Raw genomic sequence first — 22,260 nt, forward strand, 5'->3', positions numbered from 1 at the left:
ATCTAATAATTATTGGAGATGAATTGTGAAAACTATTTTATATATAACAAAAGCTATTCTAAACACTAAAAATTTAATGTTAGAATAGCTTTAATTTTAATTTACAATTTAAATATATCTACTAATTCTGTCATTTCTTTTGTCATTTCTCTTAATCCTTGTGCAGTAGAAGCTACTTCTTCTGTAGAAGCATTCATTTCTTCAGATGATGCTGCTATTTCTTCCGCAGAAGCTGAAACCTCTTCTGCAATTGCAGAAGTACTTTCTATCTTTTCTAAAATAACTTTATTATTGTTATCTATATCTATAAATAAACTGTTAGCTTGTTCAATTTTAGGACCTATATCTTCTAAAGCTTTAATTATATTATTAAATGAATCTATTGCAGTCTTTACAATTGTACCTTGATTAGTCAGTTCATTATTCATTACTTCAGTAGTATTTATAATTATATTTGTATCATCTGATATATTATTAATCAATGAATTTATATCTTGTGAAGATGTTTTAGACTGTTCTGCAAGTTTTCTAATTTCATCAGCAACTACAGCAAATCCTTTTCCTGCTTCACCAGCTCTAGCTGCCTCAATAGCAGCATTTAATGCCAATAAATTTGTTTGGTCTGCAATACCATTTATAACATTTGTTATTTCATCTATTCTATTTATATTTTGTCCAAAATTTAAAATTCTAGAAACAAAAGAATTAAATGATTCTGATGATTGCTTTATAGAATTTATTAATTCTTTCATATTATTATTACTATCATCTGCTGTAACCTGAATTGCTTTAGACTTTGAATCCACATCGTTTATTGCTTCAGCAGCAATTCCTAATTCTTCACTAAAGTTATTCAATATGTTAGTAATTTCAACTAAATCTTCTGCCTGACATCCTGTTCCTTGTGCTACATCTTGTATAGCATTTGTGACATTTTCAGATGAAGATGTCATTTCTTCAGATATATCAGACAAGCTATCAGAAGCTTCATCCATATTTTCAGATTTTTCTTTAACCATATGTAAAAGTTTTGAAATTTCATTTACTGTATTATTTAGTGATTTTTTCATCATACCAAATTCATTCTTACCCTCTAAATTTATATTAATAGTAAAATCACCATTAGAAATTATTTCTAATGTTTCTTCCATTTCTTTTGTTTCACTTTTTATAGCTTTAATTATGTAATATGAAATAAATAATAATATAGCTAAACCTACTCCAAAAATAATTATAAATATTTTTATACTTCTATTATATACATTAACCGCCTGTATATTTAATTCTTCCGCTACTTTTAAATCATAATCTTTTAACTCTTTTAGTGAAGCTTCTATTTCTACTCCTAAATTTTTAAAATTATCATATAATTCCTTCTCTATGGCTTCTCCTCTAACTAATTTATCATTAACTTGATTCCATGTGTCCATATATTTAGCATAATTACTTTTAAATTTCTCTATTTCTTTTACTTCAAATTCGTCCATTTTACTTGATGTATAGTTTTTTAATCTTTTAGCTATTCTTCCGTCATAATCCTGTATTCCTGAATCAAAGCTACTATCATATTTATTACAAGCTCCATTAATAAGAACCCTTATATTTAAAAAATCTGCTCTTATTGAAGTTGCATCTGTAATAGGAATTAGCCTATCCTTGTACATAGTTGACATATTATCCTTAATTTTCCCCATGTTTAATAATCCAACAGATGCTATCGAAGAACCTGATAAAATAGCTAATACTAATATTATTACAACATTTGTTACTATTTTTAAATCCTTAAATTTTTTAATCATCCTCTTCCCCCTTAGTGTTTTTTTACTTGAAGAAAACATAAAAGCTGCACAATTTATTAATATACTAAATTAATAACTGTGCAGCTTGGCAATCATGGAACAAATTATTCTTTAGACCCATAGCTTTGCGACTCTATTTTTCAATAGATGTGCCAATATTTATTTTTGTAGGATAATATATCATATGATATATGCTATATTATATAATACATGATTTATCTATATTGGTCAATTTTTTCTATGATTTCACAAAAATAGTCATTTAATATTAAGTATTAGTTTTGCAAGATATCAATAAATAATATTTAATTTAAACTAAACTAAAAAAACCTAAAGATAGAAAAAATCTATCTTTAGGTTTTCATCTTATAAAAAATTTAAAATCTTCTATCGCTATATAATAATTTAATTTAGCCTTCTCATAATCTTGTAAAGCATTACTAGCATCTTCTTCAAAAGGTCTATATTCTAATTCTGTAATAAGTCCTTTTTCAAGTTTAGTATCTGCTAATTCTAATAATTTAACTTTATTATCATAATCTAATTTTTTAATCTTTATTTCATTGCTAAGCTTTAATATGTTATTGTAATCACTTCTAATTTTATATTCAATATCTTTTTGCTCATCTTCAGTTTCATAATTCAAATTAACTATCTTATCTTCTAACCCTTCTATATAGTTATCATATTGATCTGAATCATTATATTGTTGAGTAATATTTTTATCTTGTACTGTTGCCTTAATTTCATCTTCAACTCTAGTAACAGCATAATATGTTTCTCTCATTCTTTTTATAGTTTCATCTAAATTGTCCACTTTGTATTCTTTATATGGAATTTCTTTTTCTTCTAAAATTAACTCTTGATTTACCTCTCGTCCCATATTTATATTTAATTCCATTATCATTTTTTGTTTTTCATTATTCAAAGCTTCAAGTTTTATTTTCGATTGTTCTAAAATTAATTCATAATCCATTAAAGAGTTTTTTGATGTAATTCCTGCTTCAAATTCTTTTTGTTTTTTTTCTAATTGCTTTTCTAGTCTTTGTATTTGTTGCTTTTGCAAATCTATAAGTTCATCTTGAATTAATATACTGTAATATTTTTTAGTTACTTCTAAATCTACTTGATTTTGCTTTTGCTCTTTATTCCATTTTGCATTTTCTAATTCTAATTTTGCTTTAAGATGATAAACTTCTTTTCGTTTATCTGTCTCAATTGAAGTATTCGCCTCTTCATCTTTTTCATCTAGAGCATCATCATATTTTTCATCAGCAAGTTTTATTTTTTCATTAAGTATCTTTAAATCAGAATTTTCATTTATAGCATATTGTATAACATCACCATAATTCAAGTTATTAGTAGAATTTTCTGCATTTGCATATTTAAAAGTTAAAGAGCCTACTAAAACTAAACTCACTATCACTGCAATTGACATTTTTTTCATTATATTTCTCTCCTTTTAATTTAATACCCTATTTCACATGCCATTTCTAAATTACACATAGCTTCAATATAATTTATTTTTGCTGCTTTATATTCAATTTCCGCTTGAGTTTTTGCAACTTCATCCTTCCAAAGTTTATCTAAAGAAATAGTCCCATGTTGGTATCTATTATCTGCTGCTTTTAAATCTGATTTTTTCTTTTCAAGGCTCTTAACTTTTAAATCAAACTCTGATTTTTTTTCACATACATTCATATACAATTCTTTAACGTTTTTTTCCACTTGCTTTTTTGCGTCCTGTAAAAAAATTTGTTTTTCATAAAGTTGTTCATTTATCTCTTTGAATTCCATATTATCTTCATCAAGATAATCATCTGCAATACCTAATTCTCTCTCCTTAATGTCAAGATCTATTTCAGCTATCTTTATTTCACCTCTATTTTTTAATGCATTCTGTAAATAAACACTATACTCTGATACTTCTTTTATTTTATTTTCTTGAAAATCCAGCTTTATCTCTTTATCTATACTTATTCCTATTTCTTTCTTTAACATCATTTCTGAATTTTCCTTATCTTTAATAAGATTATCTATTTGTAATTCTAATTTTTTTAATTCATTTTCAGCAATATCCTTATCCAATTTAGATGTTTGTCCATTTTTAAATTTCATTTCAATTTGAACAAATTCTTTACTTTGAAGCTCATATAAATCCTTTTTAATCTTTATTGAATAATATATTTGTACAATTTGATTCCAAATCTGACCTACTTTAAGTTCAATAGATTTTTTTGCTTTTTCAACATTTATATTTTGCTTTTCAATTTTTCCTTGTACTTCATACCACTTTAAATCTCTATCTCTAATAAATAATTTAAATTCCTCTTCATCACTAAAAGTTGGTGGTACTTCTCCATAATTTACAAACGTTTTCCTATATTTATCCATTTCTTCTTGCTCACTAGGACTTAAAGAGAGTTTATTTATTTCTGACTTTAATTCCTCTATCTCTTTCTCCAAATTAGTTATAATCTGCTGTTGATTAGCTATTTGCTCCAAATCTGGTTTCTCTGCCTGTTCCATTTCTGTTAATTTATCTTCTTCTATCTTTAATTCTTCTTTCTTTTGATTATATTGTTCTTGTAATGGGGATTGTTTTGCATCTTGTTCTTTCTCATAAAGATATTTATATCTTTCTAATGCATCTAAGGTTTCCTGTGCTTCATCACTTTTTTCTTTAGCATTATTAAAATCTCTTTGAAGTTTATTATAATCCAAGTCTATTCTTTTCAAATCATTACTGTTTTGTATTGCTGTACTAATAGCTTTTTCCTTAGTTAATATCAATAGATTATCTTTGTCCTCTTCTACATCAGCATATGCAAATGTAATATTTAGTACCATGAGTATAAATAGTAAACTTCCTAATGCTCTTTTATATTTTTTTTTCTTACTACTACGATATCTAAGTAATAATCCATGTCTTAATTTTTGTTGCATAAACTCCTCCTATTTATATAAATAAAAATTTTATATATTTTGATACTGAATTAATAACCTTATTATTCACTAACATTGTCCCAACATTGAATTTTGTAAATTATATGATATATTATACCTATAAATTGTGATGAAATAATGATGAAAATCAGAGTAATTTGTGAGGTTTAATCCCCAAATCTATTTTTAATATTATTTCTTATTATGTTATTATAGTTTTAATCACAATATGTACAAGGAGGGTTTGTTTATGCAAGACATAAGAATTCTTATCGCAGATGATGACGAAAAAATGCGTCAAGTTATTAAAATATACTTGCAGCGTGAAGGATATATAGTAGAAGAAGCAATAGACGGTAACGATGCTTTAGCTAAATTTAATAGTTGTGAATTTTCCCTTGTATTATTAGATGTTATGATGCCAATAATAGATGGTTGGGCTGTTTGTAGAGAGATTAGTAAAAATTCTTCTGTTCCAATAATAATGTTAACAGCAAGAGGAGAAGAATATGATAAACTTTTTGGATTTGAATTAGGGGTAGACGATTATATAACTAAACCCTTTAGTCCTAGAGAAATGGTTGCAAGAATAAAAGCAGTTCTAAAAAGAACCAAAGGAGAAAATAAAGAAGATAATGGTTGTATAACAGTAGGTAATATAAAAATTAATATATTAGGTAAACAAGCTTTTTTAGAAAACAAAGAGCTCTTATTAACCCCTAAAGAATTTGAACTTTTAAGTTTTTTTACACAACATCCAGACCAAGCTTTTTCAAGAGAACAACTACTAAATAATGTTTGGGGATTTGATTATTTTGGTGATTATAGAACTGTTGATACTCATGTAAAACAACTTAGAGAAAAATTGGGCAAAAATAAAAAATATATCCGTACTGTTTGGGGAATAGGTTATAAATTTAAGGTAGGAGAATAAAATGAAAAGTATATTGAGCAAATTATGGTTAGGTATTACTTCTTTAGTTTTATTTATTCTTATAATTATATGGATATTTCAAGTAGGTTTTTTAAATAAATTTTATGTTAGTGAAAGAACAAATAACTTATTAAAAGAAGGCAATGAAATTGTAAGTATAATTACAAAATCCAAAAACCCCCAAATAGTTTCCGAGGAAACAATGAGTAGAATAAATTCTACTATTTCTTCATTTAATGCACAAGTTATAATAATTGATTCTAGTAATAATGTTTTATTTTTTAATGCACCACATAATGTACCTAAACGTAATACTGAAACAATCCCCGAAAGACTACTATCAAAAATCAACATAGAAATTGAAAAAGGCGAAACTTTTATAAAGAAAAACACTCGTTTAAATGATTCATTTTACTTTATTACAGTTGGTATTCCTATTAAAGAAAATGGAAACATGAATGGATATTTTATATTAAATTCACCTTTAGCACCTATAAAAGAAACAACTTCAATTTTGAAAAATCAATTATCTATAATTACCTTAGCATCAATAATTATTGCAACATTTTTATCATTATTATTGGCTAAACTTTTTACAAATCCCATATTGAAAATTACAAAGACTTCAAAACAAATTGCTAATGGCGACTTTACTGCCCGTGTTAAATTAGAATCCAAAGATGAAATTAGAGATTTAGGAGACACCATAAATAATATGGCAGTTCAATTGGGACAAATTGAGAATTTCAGGAGAGAGTTTATAGCTAATACTTCTCATGAGTTAAAAACCCCTATTAGCTTAATCAGAGCATACTCTGAATTAATTATGGATGTAGACGGTGAAGACAAACAAGCTAGAAATGAACATTTACAGGTTATTATAGATGAATCCAAAAGATTGAACACTATGGTAGAAGATATTCTTTACTTATCAGAAATGGAAGCTGGATACTATAAACCTGAATTTAAAAATTTCTCAGTTATTGACACAATAAACAGTGTTATAAAAAAACTTTCCTTTCTATGCTCTGGAAAAAATATAAATATAAACATTATAGCTGCTAATGAGAATACCTTAATTAGTGGCGATGAAGCTAAAATGTATCAAGTATTTTTTAATCTCATAAACAATGCAATTAACTATTCTCATGAGAATGGAAATATAATAATTAAAGTTAATAATATAAATGATATGGTAAGAATAGAAGTTATAGATAATGGAAAAGGCATTCCTAAAGAAGATTTACCTTATGTGTGGGATAGATTTTATAAAGTAGATAAATCTCACAAAAGAAATAACAGCAGTACCGGCTTAGGAATGGCTATAATAAAGAATATTTTAGAAGCTCATAAATTTAATTATGGTATTGAAAGTGAATTAAATAAAGGAACTATGATTTGGATTGAAATATGAAAAGCATGTAGTGCATAAAATATGCACTGCATGCTTTTCCTTACTAAACATGAACTTTACCATCTGTTACATGTATTATCCTACCTGCTTGTTTAGCAACTTCTAAATCGTGTGTAATCATAACTATTGTATTTCCAGCCTTATTAAGCTTCTTAAAGGTTTCTAATATTTCTTCACTTGTCTTAGAATCAAGAGCTCCTGTTGGTTCATCCGCAAGCAAAATTTCTGGTTCACCTACTAGCGCTCTTGCTATTGAAACTCTTTGTTGCTGACCTCCTGACAGCTCTGTAGGTTTGTGATTTGTCCTATCTCCTAGTCCTACAATTTCAAGCATTTTTTTTGCTTTCTCTTCAGCTATCTCTCGCTTTACACCTCTTAATAATAAAGGAAGAGTAACATTTTGAAGAGCTGTATATTTACTAAGCAGATTAAATTTTTGGAATATAAATCCAATTTCTTTATTTCTTATATAAGCAAGCTCATCATCACTTTTATTATCTATACTTTCACCTGATAGTATATATTCTCCAGAATTTGCTGTATCAATACACCCTATAATATTCATAAGAGTTGATTTTCCAGAACCTGAAGGTCCTAAAATAGCAACAAACTCACCTTTTTTTATTTGTAGAGATATATTATTTAATACTACCATATCTTGCTTACCCATTTTATAAGATTTCAAAATATTCTTCATTGATATTACTATATTATTATCCATAGGCATTATTTCATAGCTGAGACAACTACTTTCTCAGCTGTCTTGTCTTTACCCTCACTTCCCGCCTTAAGCCATATTTGCAAAATCATTCCTTCATATATATCTTCTAATTGCAATTCAGTTTTTTCCATTCCATCATCTCCTCTTTTATTAGAAACTATAGGAGTACCTACTGGAATAATAACAACTTCACTTTCTCCAGTAAGCTTAATATTATCTGCCACACGCTCTCTACTTCCACCAGAACCCATACCTTTTGTTTCTTCACCTTTCTTTTTCGTTTCTCCTTCGCTCCTTTGTGGTCTTTCAGGCATATCAACCAAATCAATAGTTATTTCATTTCCTACTATATTTTTTACTTTACCCATTATATAAGCTTGGTTTCTGTTCTTGTTCTCAGTTTTAGAATTTTCACCTTTTTTTTCTGCACCACTTATAGCTGTAGTATTAGAATTGCTTGCTGTCTTATTAGCTCCTGAACATCCAACAAATAATCCAGTAACACTAATTACTGATAAAATTAAACATAAAATTTTCTTTTTCATATTCTTAAAAACTCCTTTTCTATTTTTATTCATGATTTAAAGCGTCTATTGGCTTTAATGAAGCTGCTTTAGCAGCTGGATAATAGCCAAAGAATGTACCTATAACAACAGAAAATATAAATCCTAAACCATATCCATACGTAGATGGAACATAGCTTAAACCTACTGAATGTATAATTGGAATAATCAATACGCTTATTGTAATACCTATGGCTCCTCCTGAAGCACTTATAATTATTGCTTCTAAAAGAAATTGCAATAATATATCTCTTCTCTGTGCTCCTATTGCCTTAAGAATACCTATTTCTCTAGTTCGTTCTTTTACCGAAACTAAAAGTACATTCATAATTCCTATTCCTCCAACAACTAGAACACAAGTAGCTACTGAAATAAGCATGGCTGTCATAGTTGCTGCGGATTCTTGAGCTGCAACTAACCTGCTTCCAGCATCCATTATCATAAATTGATCACTTTTTCCTTTATGGTTTTTATTCAAAATTTCTGTTATTTCACTTTTAGCTTCTTCAACAGAATCTATATCTTTAACTAAAACAGTAATTTTAGGACTTGACTTTTCATTCATAATATATTTAACTGCTGTTTCATATGGCAGTATAATTCCCTCATCAGGGCTAAAACCTAATAAAGAATTTCCTGACCTTTTTAAAACACCAATAATTTCATATTTCTTTCCATTTAACTTAATATCTTTTCCAACAGCTTCTGAAGCTCCACCTTCAAATAATATTTCTGCTAAATCAGTCCCAATTACTACTACTCTCTCTTTTTTTTCATTAGCATATTCATTAATAAATTCACCATAGTCTAATTCTAATGAGTTTATCTCTTTAAAGTTTTTTGTAGCTCCAACTGCTAAGCTGCTATAAGATATATCATAATAACTAACATTTACATTACTACTAAGCATTATGTCAGCATTTTTTATTGCTGAAAAATTTCCTTCCTGCATAGCCTTTACATCTTCAAAATCTAATGTTTCTGTAGTTTTCACTCCTTTGGTATTCATCACATAAAGTGTACCTACGCTAAGATTTTTGTACTGTTCTTCAACATCAGCTTGACTACCTTTTCCTATTCCAACCACCATAATTATAGTAAAAGACCCAACAATAATACCAAGAGAAGTAAGAAAAACTCTAACTTTATTAGTTGAAATGTTTATAAAAACAGCTCTTATAATTTCAATTAAACTCATAACATCACTTCCACTTCTATTTTTTCTCCTGAATAATTAAGGTTTCTCCTTCTTTAAGCCCATCCATAACTTCTGTATTCTTGCCATCTGTCAATCCTGTTACTACCGTTTTAGTAACGATATTTCCTTCTTTATCTTTGACTTGTACACTTTGTTTTCCCTCAACCATAGTTACAGCACTATTGGGAATTACGAGTACATCTTTCTTTTGTTTTAATACAAATGAAATACTGCAGTTCATACCTATTTTTACGTCTTTTGAAGCTTCATTTAACTCAATAGTGACATCATAAGTTACTATTCCCGTATTATCTCTTTTAGGAAGTGGATCTATACTAATAACCTTTCCAGTAAAGATTTTATTATCAAGAGCATCAAATACAACTTCAGTATCTTGCCCTATTGATACATTTGACAAATCTTCTTCTGAAACCGCACTAATTACTTGTGCTTTTCCCAAATCTGTTACAAGTATAAAATGGTCCGTATTTGCTGTTGCAGTATTACTTTGAGCTGACGTTGGAACTGATTCTCCTTCTTTATATGAAACATATAAAATCTTACCATCTGTAGGAGAAGTTAAAATTGTTTTATTTAGGTCATCTTTAGCCATATTTAGTGATATTTCTGAGTTTCTAACACTAGCTTTAGCAGCTTCAACATCGTTACTATCCTTTAAAAGTATATTGTATCTTTGAAGTTGAACTTCATAATCTGCTTTAGCATCTTCACAATTAGCTTTCAATTGCTTTTCTGTAATATCATATTTTTCAAGTTGTGCTTCATAAGCTGATTTAGCATTTTCATATGACAATTTTTTTTGTTCAATTTCCTGCTTTGAATAGTAATCTTCCATATCCTTCATTGGTAAGTATTCCGAGCTAATCTTATCAAATTGAACCTTTAAATCATCTAGTTTTTGCTTTTCTGATATAATTTGCAACTGATAATCCGAATTTACTTTATCAAGTTGAGATTTTAAATCATCTAGTTTTTGTTTTTCTGATATAATCTGTAATTCGTAATTTTGTTTTGTTTGTTCAAGTTTTATAACAGTTTGATCATAACTTACTTGAGCACTTTTAAGTTTATTTATATAATCCGTGTCATCAAGCTTTGCAACAATCTGTCCTTTTTTTATTTCTTGATCTTGTTTAACTAATACCTCTTTTAATTTTCCACCTATTTCAAAATCAAGATTAGTAACAGACAAATTCACTTCTCCATCTGCACTAAAATCTAGCGCAATATCTCCTTTTATTACCTTTTGTTCTTTAAAAACTGGTTCTTCAGCACTTAATTTAGTAGATTTTATTTTATAAGTATAACTTCCATAACCAATTGCTGAAAGTACTATCAATCCAAGTCCAAGTTTAACAAACTTTTTTGCCATAAATTTTTTCAACAAATATATTTCCTCCTTCTTGTGTTGTATATCCCATTTAAATCCTCCCACACTCTTATAATACAAAAGAAATTTTATAGGAATATGAGGAAACTGTGATGAAATTGTGAGGTCATATTTTTATGTATAATAAAAGCTATTCTAAACACTGAAAATTCAATATTAGAATAGCTTTCCCTTATTTTTAGCTATATTCTAATTTAACCTTACTTCCCCCTTCTCCTTGCTTTGCAGGAGTAACTATAAGTTTAACTGGAACTCTGTTTTTAAGTTCCTCCATATGGCTTATTATTCCTATAGACAGCCTTGAGCTGTGAAGTTTTTCAAGGGAATTCATTACAATTTCTAAAAGCTCTGTATCAAGAGTACCAAATCCTTCATCCAAAAAGAAAAATTCTAAAGGTGCACTCCCCTTCAACTGAACTTGAGATGAAAGTGCTAAAGCCAATGCAAGAGAAGTTAAGAAGGTTTCTCCTCCTGAAAGTGTACTAGTCTCTCTTATTTCTCCACCATTATAATCATCTCTGATTGTAAAGTTACCCTCACTATCAATTTCAAGTGCATATCTATCCTTAGTTATATTCTTTAATCTTCTTGATGCCTCTCTTGCTATATATTTCAATTGATTCATTGCTGCAAACTCTACAAATTTATTTCCTTCAACTAATTTTCCCAAGTCATTTAAGAGACTCAATTTATGTTCTAGTTCTTTTTCCTTCTTTCTAAGCTCTTTTAACTCTTCCATATCCGTTTTCATATCTTCAATAGTCTTTTGAAGAGTAGCAATTTCTTTTATTTTTAAATTTAATAATTTCTCCTTTTCAATTCTATTCCTTTTAATCTCTTCCCATCTATCTTCTTCTATAAATTCTCCATTTAATTTTTTCTCTATTCTAGCAATATTATTTTTTATATTCTTCAGCTCATCTTCAAATTTATTTATTTCATTTTCTATTTTATTTATAGCATCTTCATCTAATAAAACTTTTAGTATTTCATTCTCATCACTAAAATTATTTTCCTGAAGGCAAACTTCTAGTTTTTCTTTTTGTTCTTTATATAAATTACTAAGAATAGATTTACTTTGTTCTAAGCTTAGTTTTACATCCCATATTCCTTGTCTTTGTTTTTTATCTTTTTCTAGTCTAGCTTTAAGCATATCACTATTTTCATTAATTTCTTTTATTTTTTTTCTAACCGCTTCAATATATTCTTCTGGATTTTTTCCTAATGATAGCTTTTGAAACTCTTCTTCTTCAATTTTTATAATACTTGCTTTTTCTTTTCCACTTTGTAATATCTTAGAAAGCTCAATATCTAATTCTTTAATTTTTTTATTTACATCTTCCTTTTCCGTATCCATTTTATCTATATATTTTCTTAACTCTCTCTGATTGTTTTGTAATTCTATATTTTCCTTTTCAGCTTTTTTTATTTCCTGCATCTTTAGTCCTATATCCTCTAGATTAAGTTCTTTCTTTAAAGATAAATATTCTTTAGAAGCCTTACCTAATTTTTCATTTTCTTTTGCTAAATCCTTTTTTAACTCCTCTAAAGAATTTTTTTCACTTTTTAGCATTTGACTTAATTTTGCTTCCTTCATATCTATTTTTGTTTTATTTTCTTTTTGCACTTTTATACTATTATCTATTTCATCTTTTTCTTTATTGTATTTTTCAAGTCTATTTTTTAAATCTATAAATTCTTTTTCTTCTTTTTCTTTTTCTTCCTTAAGCTTTGATAAACTAATTTCTTTCAACTCTTCTTCTATTTGATTTAACTCATTTTTTATATGTTCTTCTTCTTTTTCATAAGATATAAACTTAATAGAAAAATTATTTATGCTTTCATTTAATTTTTTAAGCAGCACCTCAAGATGAGTCTTTTCTTCTTGTTTTTCTTCTAGTAGTTTTCTATCTATTTTTTCTGCTGAAGCAGTATGGTGAATAGAACCACAAACTGGACATGGTTTTCCCTCTTCCAACTCACCAGCTAAAACACTAGCTAAATTTGTCTTATTAATATCAGCTATTTCTTTATCTACAGCAGTCAGTTCTGCCTCTCTTCTTGCCAGATTTTCTTTAATAAGCTTAAAATTTTCTTCTACAGGCTTCTTATTATCACAAAGCTCTTTTAATTTTTCTTGTAATTGTCTTTTTTTATTATCATTCTTTACAGCCTTCTCTAATTTTTCTCTCAAGAAGCTTACTTTTTCTGATTTATCTAGAAGCAACGAATTATCTCCTGGATTTTGTTGCTCTATTTCTTTATATTTATTTTCTAGTTCTATAACTATACTATTTTGTTTTTTCTGTGCCTCTACTATATCTTTGTACTCTTTTTCTTCATTAATAATATATTTATCTTTATCCTTGATTTTTAAATCTAATTCTTCTTTTTTATCTAGTAATTGTTTGTACTCCTTCTCTTTATTAAAAGCATCCTGTACTTTTTCTCTATACTCAGGATCAATATTTATTTTCTTTAATCTGTTATCTATTTCTTCTATATTTTTAACCTTATCTTCTCTACTTGAAAGTATTAAATTTAATTTTTTCTCTAATACATTCATCTCACTCTTAACTTTATTATAATCTTTAAGCAATTCTTCTCTTTCTAATTTTAATCTTGCTATCTTTTTATTTATTTCTATTGCCTGCTGAAGATTAGCTTCTTTTTTAATAAGTTCAGGTATTTCTTTTTCTTTTCTTTCTAAGATTTCATTATAGTTTTTCTCTACAATTTCCAATTCTTCATCTATATTTTTTAGTTTAATCTCTAAATTCTTTAATTCGGTATCATTATTTTGAATTTGTTTCTCTGTTTCCTTTAAATCATCAATAAAAGGCTTCACTTTTAAAGCTTTTTTAGCTTTATCTACATTTTCTTTTTTTAGTGAAATTTCTTCATTTCTATCTTCTAGATTTTTTTCTATCATTTTATAATCTTTAAGTTCATTTTGAAGCTCATATATACCTTTATATTTCTCATAATCTATATCTAATTTTTTCTTTTCTTCTGTTAAATTTTCTTCCTCTTCAATAAGATCTTTTAATTGAAGTTTTTTTTCCTTAAATATTTCTTCAGATAAGCCTTCATATTTTTTAAGCTCACCACTTAATATATTTTCTTCCTTTATTTTTCCATTTCTTGCTCGTTTTATCTTCTCACTCAAGTTTTTGCCATATTTCTCAAGAGCAAAAATTCTCTCAAGCATATCTCTTTTATCTTTTCCTGTAAGTTTTAAAAATTCACTGAATTTTCCCTGTGGAAGCACAACTGAACGAGTAAAATCCTCTGCAGTAAGTCCTATAATTTTTTCTATTTGCTTGTGAACTTCCGTTGGTTTATCCGCAAGTATATTGTTTTCTAGATCGTCCTTTTCAATAAGTCGTGCATATCTAGTCTTATAGGCACCATGCTTATCAATTCTCATATTTCTCTCAGCAATATAAGTTTTTCTTTCACTCCCTAAACCAATTTCAAATTCATAGCTTACATTTAAATTTTTAGTTGTAGTATTTATATAACCTTTATTTGTTCTTGTAACCTTCCCATATAAAACTATAGTTATAGCATCTAAAATTGTAGACTTTCCACTTCCTGTTGGTCCAAAAATACCAAAAAGTCCTTTCTCTGTAAGCCTTTCAAAATCAATTTTTTGTTCCTCTTCAAAACTATTTAATCCAACAATTTTAAGCAATTTAGGCTTCATGCTCTTCACCTTCTTCCTCTCCAGCTATACTTAAAAACAGTTCCATAATTTCGTCACTTGGTTCTACCATTCTCTGCTTTACATAAAATTCTTCAAAAAGCTCTCCCATACTTTTTTCCTTTACATTATAAAAATCCTCATTTTCTTCATCTTTCCCCTTAATTATAGGTCTTATTTCCAAGATGTCTTTTTTAAGACTCTTCATTGTCTTTATATCTTCTTGAGTTATATACTTGTCCGTCTTTATCTCTAAATATACCCACATTTCTTTATCACAATTTTCTTCACACTTTTCAATAGCTTCTTCTACAGAATCACACTTCCAAACCTCTATAGGTTTGTAGTTTTTAAAATTAATCTTGTCTATTACTGCTTCTTCTCCCGTTTTAACATCAACAATATAACAGCATTTTGTATATCCAACTTCACTCTTACTATATTGTAGTGGCGAACCTGAGTAAAAGCAGTTACTTCTTCCCTTTATCTTTTGAGGCTTATGCAAATGTCCAAGAGCAACATACTGAGCCTTTTCTGGAATAGCCACTGCACTTACTGCTAAGCTTCCGCCAAGTTGAATTTGTCTTTCTGAATCTGATTCTTCTCCACCTAAAATAAACAAATGTGATACTGCTAAATTAATAGTATCTTCTCTATATTTTTCTGAAAGTGATAGAAGTAACTCTTCGACCCTTGTCGAATAGCTTTTTTGTCTTTCTTCCTCTTCAATACTTTCTGAAAGTACTTCATTTAATCTCTTTTCACTAGGATAAGGTAGCGTTATAATTACTGCTTTTTCACCATTTACCTCTACTTCAACAAAACCTTCACCAGCATCTAATATTTTATGTTCTCCGCACTTTCCTATTTCAGCACAGCTTTTAGGTCTGCCTAAAAGGATAACTCCCTGTTCATAAGCCAGTGGACTTGCAGCAGCAAGTCTTTCAGGATTATCATGATTTCCCGCTATAACTAAAACTAGCCTCTCTCCATTATTACAAATTTCTTTTAATGCTCTATAAAACATTTTCTCTGCTCTTGCAGGAGGATTACTGTTATCATATATATCCCCAGATATTATGACCATATCTACATTTTTCTCTTGTACTATATCAACAAAATCTTTTATAAACTGTTCTTGCTCATCCATTCTACTAGCACCTTCTAAGCTCTTTCCAAGATGCCAATCTGAAGTGTGTAATAGTCTCATAATTTCACCCTTTCATTCCCTCATATTATAGATAACGAACTTAAAAATTAATTTTTATTAAAACTTTGCAGAAGCAAAGTATTTTTAACTCTCAATTATCAATTTTCACCCATATAGAATTTTAAGTTTTAAAATTCTATATCTAATATATATTTTAACATTACATATATAAAACAAGGTATAAAAATTAGAACAATTATTTGTTAGTAACATAAAAAAAGGGCAAGTTACAAAATATAATCTACATTGTAACTTAACCCTTATTATACAAACTAAATGAATAACGCCCCTATACTTGCCCTATTATATATTTATATTTTTATTCTTCCCCACTTGTTCTTCTCATTTTTAAGCCCCACATTGTAAGAACAAATAGTAATACTCCACCTGCTAAAAATACATTTGTTGTTGCTAAATTTCCGTTATCCGTTTTAAAGTATTCCATTAAACCAATAGAGTGTACAAAGATAATTATAATTGCTATTGGTGCAAGGAATTTAACAGCAAAACTATATAATCTGCTCCATGAGAAAGGATATAATCCATTACTTTCGATTTCTTTAACAGCATTCTTTGTACCCCAGATCCATCCTCCAAATAAACATACCAATACTCCACCTAATGGTAATGTTATCTTTGCTGTAACGTAATCGAAAAGGTCGAAGAAATTTTTGCCGAATATTTTAACTTCAGCCCATGGACCAAAAGATAATGTACTTGGTATAGAAAGTGCAAATAATGCTAAAGCTATTAAAACTGTAGCTTTCTTTCTGCCGATATTAAATTGTTCTGTAACGAAAGCTACAACAACTTCCATTAAAGATATAGTTGAAGTTAAAGCAGCAATTCCAATTAATAAGAAAAATAAAGTTTCAAAGAAAGCTCCAAATGGCATAGCCTTAAATACCGCTGGAAGAGTAACAAATATTAATCCTGGTCCTTGACCTGGTTCAAGTCCATATGCAAAAACTGCTGGGAATATAACTACTCCTGCCATTAAAGCAATTAATGTATCAGCTATAGTTACTTGAACTGCCAATTTAAAAAGATTTTCTTTTTTATCTATATAACTACCATAAGTCATTATTATTGCCATACCTAAACTTAAAGAATAGAACGAATGTCCAAGTGCTTCTAAAACACCCTCTTTAGTTAACTGTGAAAAATCAGGTTTAAATAAGAATTCTAATCCTTTTGAAGCTCCATCTAAAGTTACTGATCTAATCATTAATCCAATTAAGATTAATAATAATACTGGCATCAATACCTTACTGCATTTTTCTATACCAGTTTTAACTCCTAAAATTACAACACACGCTGTTAACGAAAGTATAACAAAAGTCCATACTATAGGCTCAGTTCCACTAGAAATTATTGCCCCAAAATAATCCCCTAACTTATCTGGTGCTACGTTTATTAAATTTCCTGAAACTGATCTTGATAAATATGCAAATACCCATCCTGCTATCATAGCATAAAAAGAAAGTATGATAAATGCTGTTGAAACAGACACAACTCCCGATAGATACCATGGTTTATTTGGTTCTAATTCTTTGAATGCTCCCACTGCATTCTTATGTGTCCTTCTTCCTAGTGCAAATTCTGTTAACATTACAGGAAGTCCTACTAATACAATACATGCTAAATAAACTAAAATAAATGCTGCCCCACCATTTTGTCCTGTAATGTACGGAAACTTCCATATGTTTCCTAAACCTATTGCCGACCCCGCTGCTGCTGCCAAAATACCTAATTTTGATCCAAAATTATCTCTTTTCATATATAAAGCCCCCTTCTTATAAAATACTATATAATACTATATAATTCCATTTATTGCATTTTTTTACTGTTGCATGTATAAATTTTACCCCTTAATAAGCCCCCCCCTTTTCAATTTTTAATTTCTATAAAAGATTTCTGGTAATTCAAAATCTGTAAAAAATATTAATATATAAATAAAAAACTCTCGACTCTATGAACGTATAATCATATACTTCATAGGGACGAGAGATATTATCGTGGTACCACCCTAATTCACATTTCATTGAAATGCCTTATTATTCAGGTCGACGTAAACTCCAAATAAATTTCATTTGGTAAATTACCTAACCATAGCCATATATCGGTGGCAACCGTCCTCATCTACTCGAAAATAATTTCTTTCAATTTGGCAGCTCTGGAGTGATCATTATATACTTATTTTAACGCCAACTTTCAGCACACATTGGCTCTCTGTAGTTAAAAACAAAGTATTTTTCTCTCCGTCGTCACTTTATTCTGTTAAATTAACGAAATTCTTATTCACAATTATATATATCATATTCAAAATTGTCAATAGGTTTTTGTAACAAAATATTAAATTTTTCTAAATTAATCTGTTAAAATAATATATGTTTATATTTTTAAAAAATTCTTAATTTTCTTAATTAAATGTTCAACATTTTCTTCATCTTTAGCCATTTTTTCTACAGGACACGAATCAGTCTTTGTCCTATTCATTATATAAGGCACTTTTAAATCATACTCAAAAGATATATTATTATCTTTTAAAACCTCTATGGCATTCTCACTTATCATTTTTGTGTAGATACATTTCAGATTAGCTTTTACACTTAACATAGCTGCAGCTTTTCCTATAACTTTATCTGCTAAAACTCCTCCATCTATAGTATCTTTTTTTTCTAATACAGCCATAAACAAAGGTTTTATGCCTCTTTCATTTTTCTCTACAACTACTTTTCCATCTTTAACTATTACAAGAGATAAATTGTTTTCTAGTAAATGTTTCTTTGCAAGTTCTATATCCTTCACTTTAAAGCCTCCAAATAAATTAATTCAATATTTCTTTTACACAGTTAACCACATGATAAACATCTTCCTTGCTTACCCAATAATTAGTTACAAATCTTATCTCTCCATTTTCTTCTCCATTAATTTTAATTCCTTTATCTAATAAACCTTGCACAAGTTTTTCACTACTGCAACCTGTATCCTTTATTGTAAAAAACACCATATTTATGTGCATATCTTCTTTTCTAACCTTTACTCCATCTATTTTTGAAAGCTCTTCACCTAATAATATTGCATTTTCATGATCAATTTTTAAATTATTTATCATTTCTTTTAATGCTACAAGACCAGCTGCTGCTAAAACTCCAGCTTGGCGTAATCCCCCACCCATAAGCTTTCTATTTTTTCTAGCCTTATCTATAAATTCTTTGCTTCCTGCTAAAATAGAACCTACAGGTGCGCATAAACCTTTTGATAAACAGAACATAACTGAATCACAATATTTAGTTATTTCTTTTGCCTCTACTCCTAAATAAGTTGCTGCATTAAAAAGTCTAGCTCCATCTAGATGTACAGGCACATTATGTTTTTGAGCTACCTCATATATACCTTTCATTATACTTAAAGATACAACTCTTCCATTAGAGTGTGCATTTTCAACACAAATAAGACCTGTTCCTGGAAAATGTATATCTTCATCAGCTTTTCTTATTCTATTTTCTATTTCCTTAGGATCTAATTCTCCTTTATTACTTACTATAGTTCTAAGCTGAACTCCTGCAATTACAGAAGCTGCCCCAACTTCATGGGCTACAATATGACAGTCATCACCTAAAATCACCTCATCACCTCTATTACAATGAGTAAAAAGTGAAAGTTGGTTTCCAAATGTACCACTTGGCACAAATAAAGCTGCTTCCTTTCCAACTACTTTTGCTGCATATTCTTCAAGCTCTCTCATAGTAGGATCATCACCATAAACATCATCCCCAACTATTGCATTAAACATAGCCTCTCTCATATTTGGTGTAGGCTGAGTAACCGTATCGCTCCTTAAATCTATATATTTCATCTTAACTCCCCCTGTTTTATAAAGATATTTTATTCACTATCATTGCATATTTTTGCATATTAATTTTATCAAACTATTCTAACAAATACAAATTATTAGCTTATTTGATATATACAATTTAATTAGTACTCTTTAATATGCAAAAAACTCTATAAACAAATCATGTTGTTTATAGAGTTCACTCAACATCTTAATAGCCTCTACTTTCCACTCCTGATATAAGACTTCTTTTAATAGCATATATAACTAGTGGTATAAAAATCAATTGAATTACTATTCCTGGAAGCCCTTTTATAAATAAACCAGCAGCAACTATTTTTAAATTAAAAGGTTTTCTCATAATCATATGTATTATAGTATAAATGCCTGTAATATTAACAATTCTTCCAATAATCATAGCAACAATTAGTGAAGGATACACCCCTATTTTAGTTTTATTATATAATAACGAAACAAATAGTCCATATGTCCCTAATTCAAACATCATTACATAAACGAAAGGAAACGCTGGCATGCCCATAAAAAAATGACTTAATAATGGGGTTATTAATCCAGTTAATAATGCATACATTGGATTTAAAATAAATCCTCCAATTAAAATTGGTATATGCATTGGTAAAAATACTGCACCTGCATCTTTTCCAAAAATATGAAAAAACATAGGTAAAACCATGCCTAAAGCTATAATTAATGATGCTCTTACTAGTTGTTGAACATTTGTAGTTTTTTGCATAATATTCTCTCCTTTCCATAATTATCTTAAATTTATAGCATTTTTTATACCAAATTTTTAAATGGCTATTTTTAAGCTTTTCACAATAAAATAAAAAAATATAATCTCATAATGAGATTATATTTTTCTCATTATGAGATTATATCCGAATTTTTCTCAATTTGATACTAATCATCAATCTATTTTTATTCTATACTTACTAATCTTTCTATAAATCGTTGCTCTGCTTATACCTAGAGCTTTAGCAGCTTCTTCTGGATTACCATCAAAAGCTATTAATGCTTTTTTTATGTTCTGCTCTTCAACTAATTTAAGCGGCAGTATATCCTCTACTTTAAAATTTGATTTATTTATTTTTTCTCTTCTAAAATCATTTTCTAATTTAGGCTTATCTTTTAGGAATGTAAGCAAATACTTTTCAGTTATTATATCGTTATCACATAAATAATATGCCTTTTCTACAACATTTCTAAGTTCCCTTATATTCCCATTCCATTTGTAGTCATTTAACCTAGCTATAGCACTACTCTCTATATCTTTACTTCCTTCTAAATTGTTTATATTTAATTTTTTTAGAAAATGTTTAGTTAGTGCTTCAATATCTTCTTCTCTCTCATTAAGCTTCATTAAACTAATTCCTATAACATTTAATCTATAATAAAGATCATATCTAAAATTCTTCTTATCCACTTCTTCTAATAAATTTCTATTAGTTGCTGCTATTACCCTTACATTAATCTTTTTTTCATGAGTACATCCTACTCTTACTATTTTATGATTGTCCAATACTCTTAACAGCTTAGATTGAATATCAAGAGGAAGTTCTCCTATTTCATCTAAAAATATTGTTCCTCCATCAGCAAGCTCAAATTTCCCAGGATATCCCCCTTTATTGGCTCCTGTAAAAGCACCCTTTTCATATCCAAAAAGTTCGCTTTCAAATAATTCCCTTGGAATAGCTGCACAGTTAACAGCAACAAAAGGTCCTTTTGCTCTACTACTATAATTATGTATTGCTTGTGCAAAGACCTCTTTTCCTGTTCCACTACATCCTTCTAAAAGAATATTACAATCTGTATTAGCTGCTTTTTTAGCATACTGTATAATTTTTTTCATTTTCTGATTTTTTGTTATTATATCCTTAAAAGTATATGCAGCACTATATCCAACAACATTATTTACAACTTTATGAATGTGTTTTGTATCTCTAAAACTTATAACAACACCGATAATTTTGCTATCACTTACTATAGGACCTAAATTTGTAACACACCTTATTTTATTTCCATTTGCAGTAAATGTACAATCTTGCCTCTTATAGCTTTCATTATATATCAGACACTTGTCCACTAATTTATAATTATTAAATATATCTTTTATATTTATTTTCATTAATACGTCTTTTTCTAATCCTAATATTCTTAAAGCCATCTTGTTAAAATCAGTTATATTAAGTTTATCATCCAAAATAAGAATTCCATCTGAAATACTATTAAATATCGCCTGTAATAATTCCTTTTCCATGATAATATACACCTTCTTTTTATAATAGAATTGTATATATTATCTCATATATATTATAAATATAAAATAGAAACTAACTAAATATTCTAATTATTTTTTAAAATCCAAATACCCCCCATAGAAAAATCTACAGAAGGTATTTTGGAAACTTGGGATTTATATTTAATAAATATTGTTAGCAATTAATTATTTATATACATATTATTTTTATTATCATTTAATTTTTTTAAATTTTACAT

Annotated in this window: 16 protein-coding genes, 1 riboswitch and 1 other annotated feature; of the genes, 2 read left to right on the forward strand and 14 right to left on the reverse strand. The window is 28.2% G+C overall.

The window, feature by feature from the left end:
- Nucleotides 1–101: 101 nt before the first annotated feature.
- From OXH55_RS11905 to OXH55_RS11915, 3 genes are all read right to left on the reverse strand, one after another.
- Nucleotides 102–1,799: a methyl-accepting chemotaxis protein gene (locus OXH55_RS11905; protein ID WP_268050201.1), complete on the reverse strand. Its 1,698-nt coding sequence runs from the start codon at nucleotides 1,797–1,799 to the stop codon at nucleotides 102–104.
- 76 nt (nucleotides 1,800–1,875) lie between these two features.
- A riboswitch (cyclic di-GMP riboswitch) is annotated at nucleotides 1,876–1,963 on the reverse strand.
- Nucleotides 1,964–2,160: 197 nt separating this feature from the next.
- Nucleotides 2,161–3,246 (reverse strand): TolC family protein, encoded by a 1,086-nt coding sequence (locus tag OXH55_RS11910; RefSeq protein WP_268050202.1) that lies wholly within the window; start codon nucleotides 3,244–3,246, stop codon nucleotides 2,161–2,163.
- A gap of 20 nt (nucleotides 3,247–3,266) precedes the next feature.
- Entirely contained in the window at nucleotides 3,267–4,745 is a 1,479-nt protein-coding gene (locus OXH55_RS11915; protein ID WP_268050203.1) for a TolC family protein, read from the reverse strand.
- Between the two features lie 250 nt (nucleotides 4,746–4,995).
- Here OXH55_RS11915 and OXH55_RS11920 point away from each other — a divergent pair, with 250 nt between their 5' ends.
- The gene (locus tag OXH55_RS11920) at nucleotides 4,996–5,679 is read left to right on the forward strand and encodes a response regulator transcription factor (protein ID WP_268050204.1); all 684 of its coding nucleotides are present in this window, start codon (nucleotides 4,996–4,998) and stop codon (nucleotides 5,677–5,679) included.
- Between the two features lies 1 nt (nucleotide 5,680).
- A complete protein-coding gene (locus OXH55_RS11925) occupies nucleotides 5,681–7,093 on the forward strand; it encodes a sensor histidine kinase (protein WP_268050205.1) in 1,413 nt (470 codons plus the stop codon).
- A gap of 43 nt (nucleotides 7,094–7,136) precedes the next feature.
- On the opposite strand, the gene OXH55_RS11930 is transcribed toward OXH55_RS11925, so the two are convergent.
- The 11 genes from OXH55_RS11930 to OXH55_RS11980 all read right to left on the reverse strand — a co-directional run bounded on the left by OXH55_RS11930 (nucleotide 7,137) and on the right by OXH55_RS11980 (nucleotide 22,021).
- A complete protein-coding gene (locus tag OXH55_RS11930; RefSeq protein WP_268050206.1) occupies nucleotides 7,137–7,820 on the reverse strand; it encodes an ABC transporter ATP-binding protein in 684 nt (227 codons plus the stop codon).
- Nucleotides 7,820–8,359, reverse strand: coding sequence for a hypothetical protein (locus OXH55_RS11935; RefSeq protein ID WP_268050207.1), 540 nt, complete (start codon nucleotides 8,357–8,359; stop codon nucleotides 7,820–7,822). The genes OXH55_RS11930 and OXH55_RS11935 overlap by 1 nt, the downstream gene beginning before the upstream one ends.
- Nucleotides 8,360–8,384: 25 nt before the next feature.
- Complete coding sequence (locus OXH55_RS11940; protein ID WP_268050208.1) at nucleotides 8,385–9,575, reverse strand: ABC transporter permease; 1,191 nt, start codon at nucleotides 9,573–9,575, stop codon at nucleotides 8,385–8,387.
- A 16-nt stretch (nucleotides 9,576–9,591) separates the two neighbouring features.
- On the reverse strand, nucleotides 9,592–10,968 hold the full coding sequence (locus OXH55_RS11945; RefSeq protein WP_268050209.1) for an efflux RND transporter periplasmic adaptor subunit: 1,377 nt from the start codon (nucleotides 10,966–10,968) through the stop codon (nucleotides 9,592–9,594).
- Between the two features lie 196 nt (nucleotides 10,969–11,164).
- On the reverse strand, nucleotides 11,165–14,695 hold the full coding sequence (locus OXH55_RS11950; protein WP_268050499.1) for an SbcC/MukB-like Walker B domain-containing protein: 3,531 nt from the start codon (nucleotides 14,693–14,695) through the stop codon (nucleotides 11,165–11,167).
- Nucleotides 14,685–15,902 (reverse strand): exonuclease SbcCD subunit D, encoded by a 1,218-nt coding sequence (locus tag OXH55_RS11955; RefSeq protein ID WP_268050210.1) that lies wholly within the window; start codon nucleotides 15,900–15,902, stop codon nucleotides 14,685–14,687. The genes OXH55_RS11950 and OXH55_RS11955 overlap by 11 nt, the downstream gene beginning before the upstream one ends.
- Nucleotides 15,903–16,221: 319 nt before the next feature.
- A complete protein-coding gene (locus OXH55_RS11960; protein WP_268050211.1) occupies nucleotides 16,222–17,682 on the reverse strand; it encodes a sodium-dependent transporter in 1,461 nt (486 codons plus the stop codon).
- 216 nt (nucleotides 17,683–17,898) lie between these two features.
- Nucleotides 17,899–18,179 (reverse strand) — a binding site (T-box leader).
- 117 nt (nucleotides 18,180–18,296) lie between these two features.
- Nucleotides 18,297–18,713: a DUF1893 domain-containing protein gene (locus OXH55_RS11965; RefSeq protein WP_268050212.1), complete on the reverse strand. Its 417-nt coding sequence runs from the start codon at nucleotides 18,711–18,713 to the stop codon at nucleotides 18,297–18,299.
- 19 nt (nucleotides 18,714–18,732) lie between these two features.
- A complete protein-coding gene (gene ltaE / locus OXH55_RS11970) occupies nucleotides 18,733–19,764 on the reverse strand; it encodes a low-specificity L-threonine aldolase (protein WP_268050213.1) in 1,032 nt (343 codons plus the stop codon).
- Between the two features lie 190 nt (nucleotides 19,765–19,954).
- Nucleotides 19,955–20,497: an ECF transporter S component gene (locus OXH55_RS11975; RefSeq protein WP_268050214.1), complete on the reverse strand. Its 543-nt coding sequence runs from the start codon at nucleotides 20,495–20,497 to the stop codon at nucleotides 19,955–19,957.
- 174 nt (nucleotides 20,498–20,671) lie between these two features.
- Entirely contained in the window at nucleotides 20,672–22,021 is a 1,350-nt protein-coding gene (locus OXH55_RS11980; RefSeq protein ID WP_268050215.1) for a sigma-54 interaction domain-containing protein, read from the reverse strand.
- Nucleotides 22,022–22,260: the final 239 nt, after the last annotated feature.

It is taken from the genome of Clostridium ganghwense (assembly GCF_026735165.1).
GTDB classification, from domain to species: domain Bacteria; phylum Bacillota; class Clostridia; order Clostridiales; family Clostridiaceae; genus Clostridium_H; species Clostridium_H ganghwense.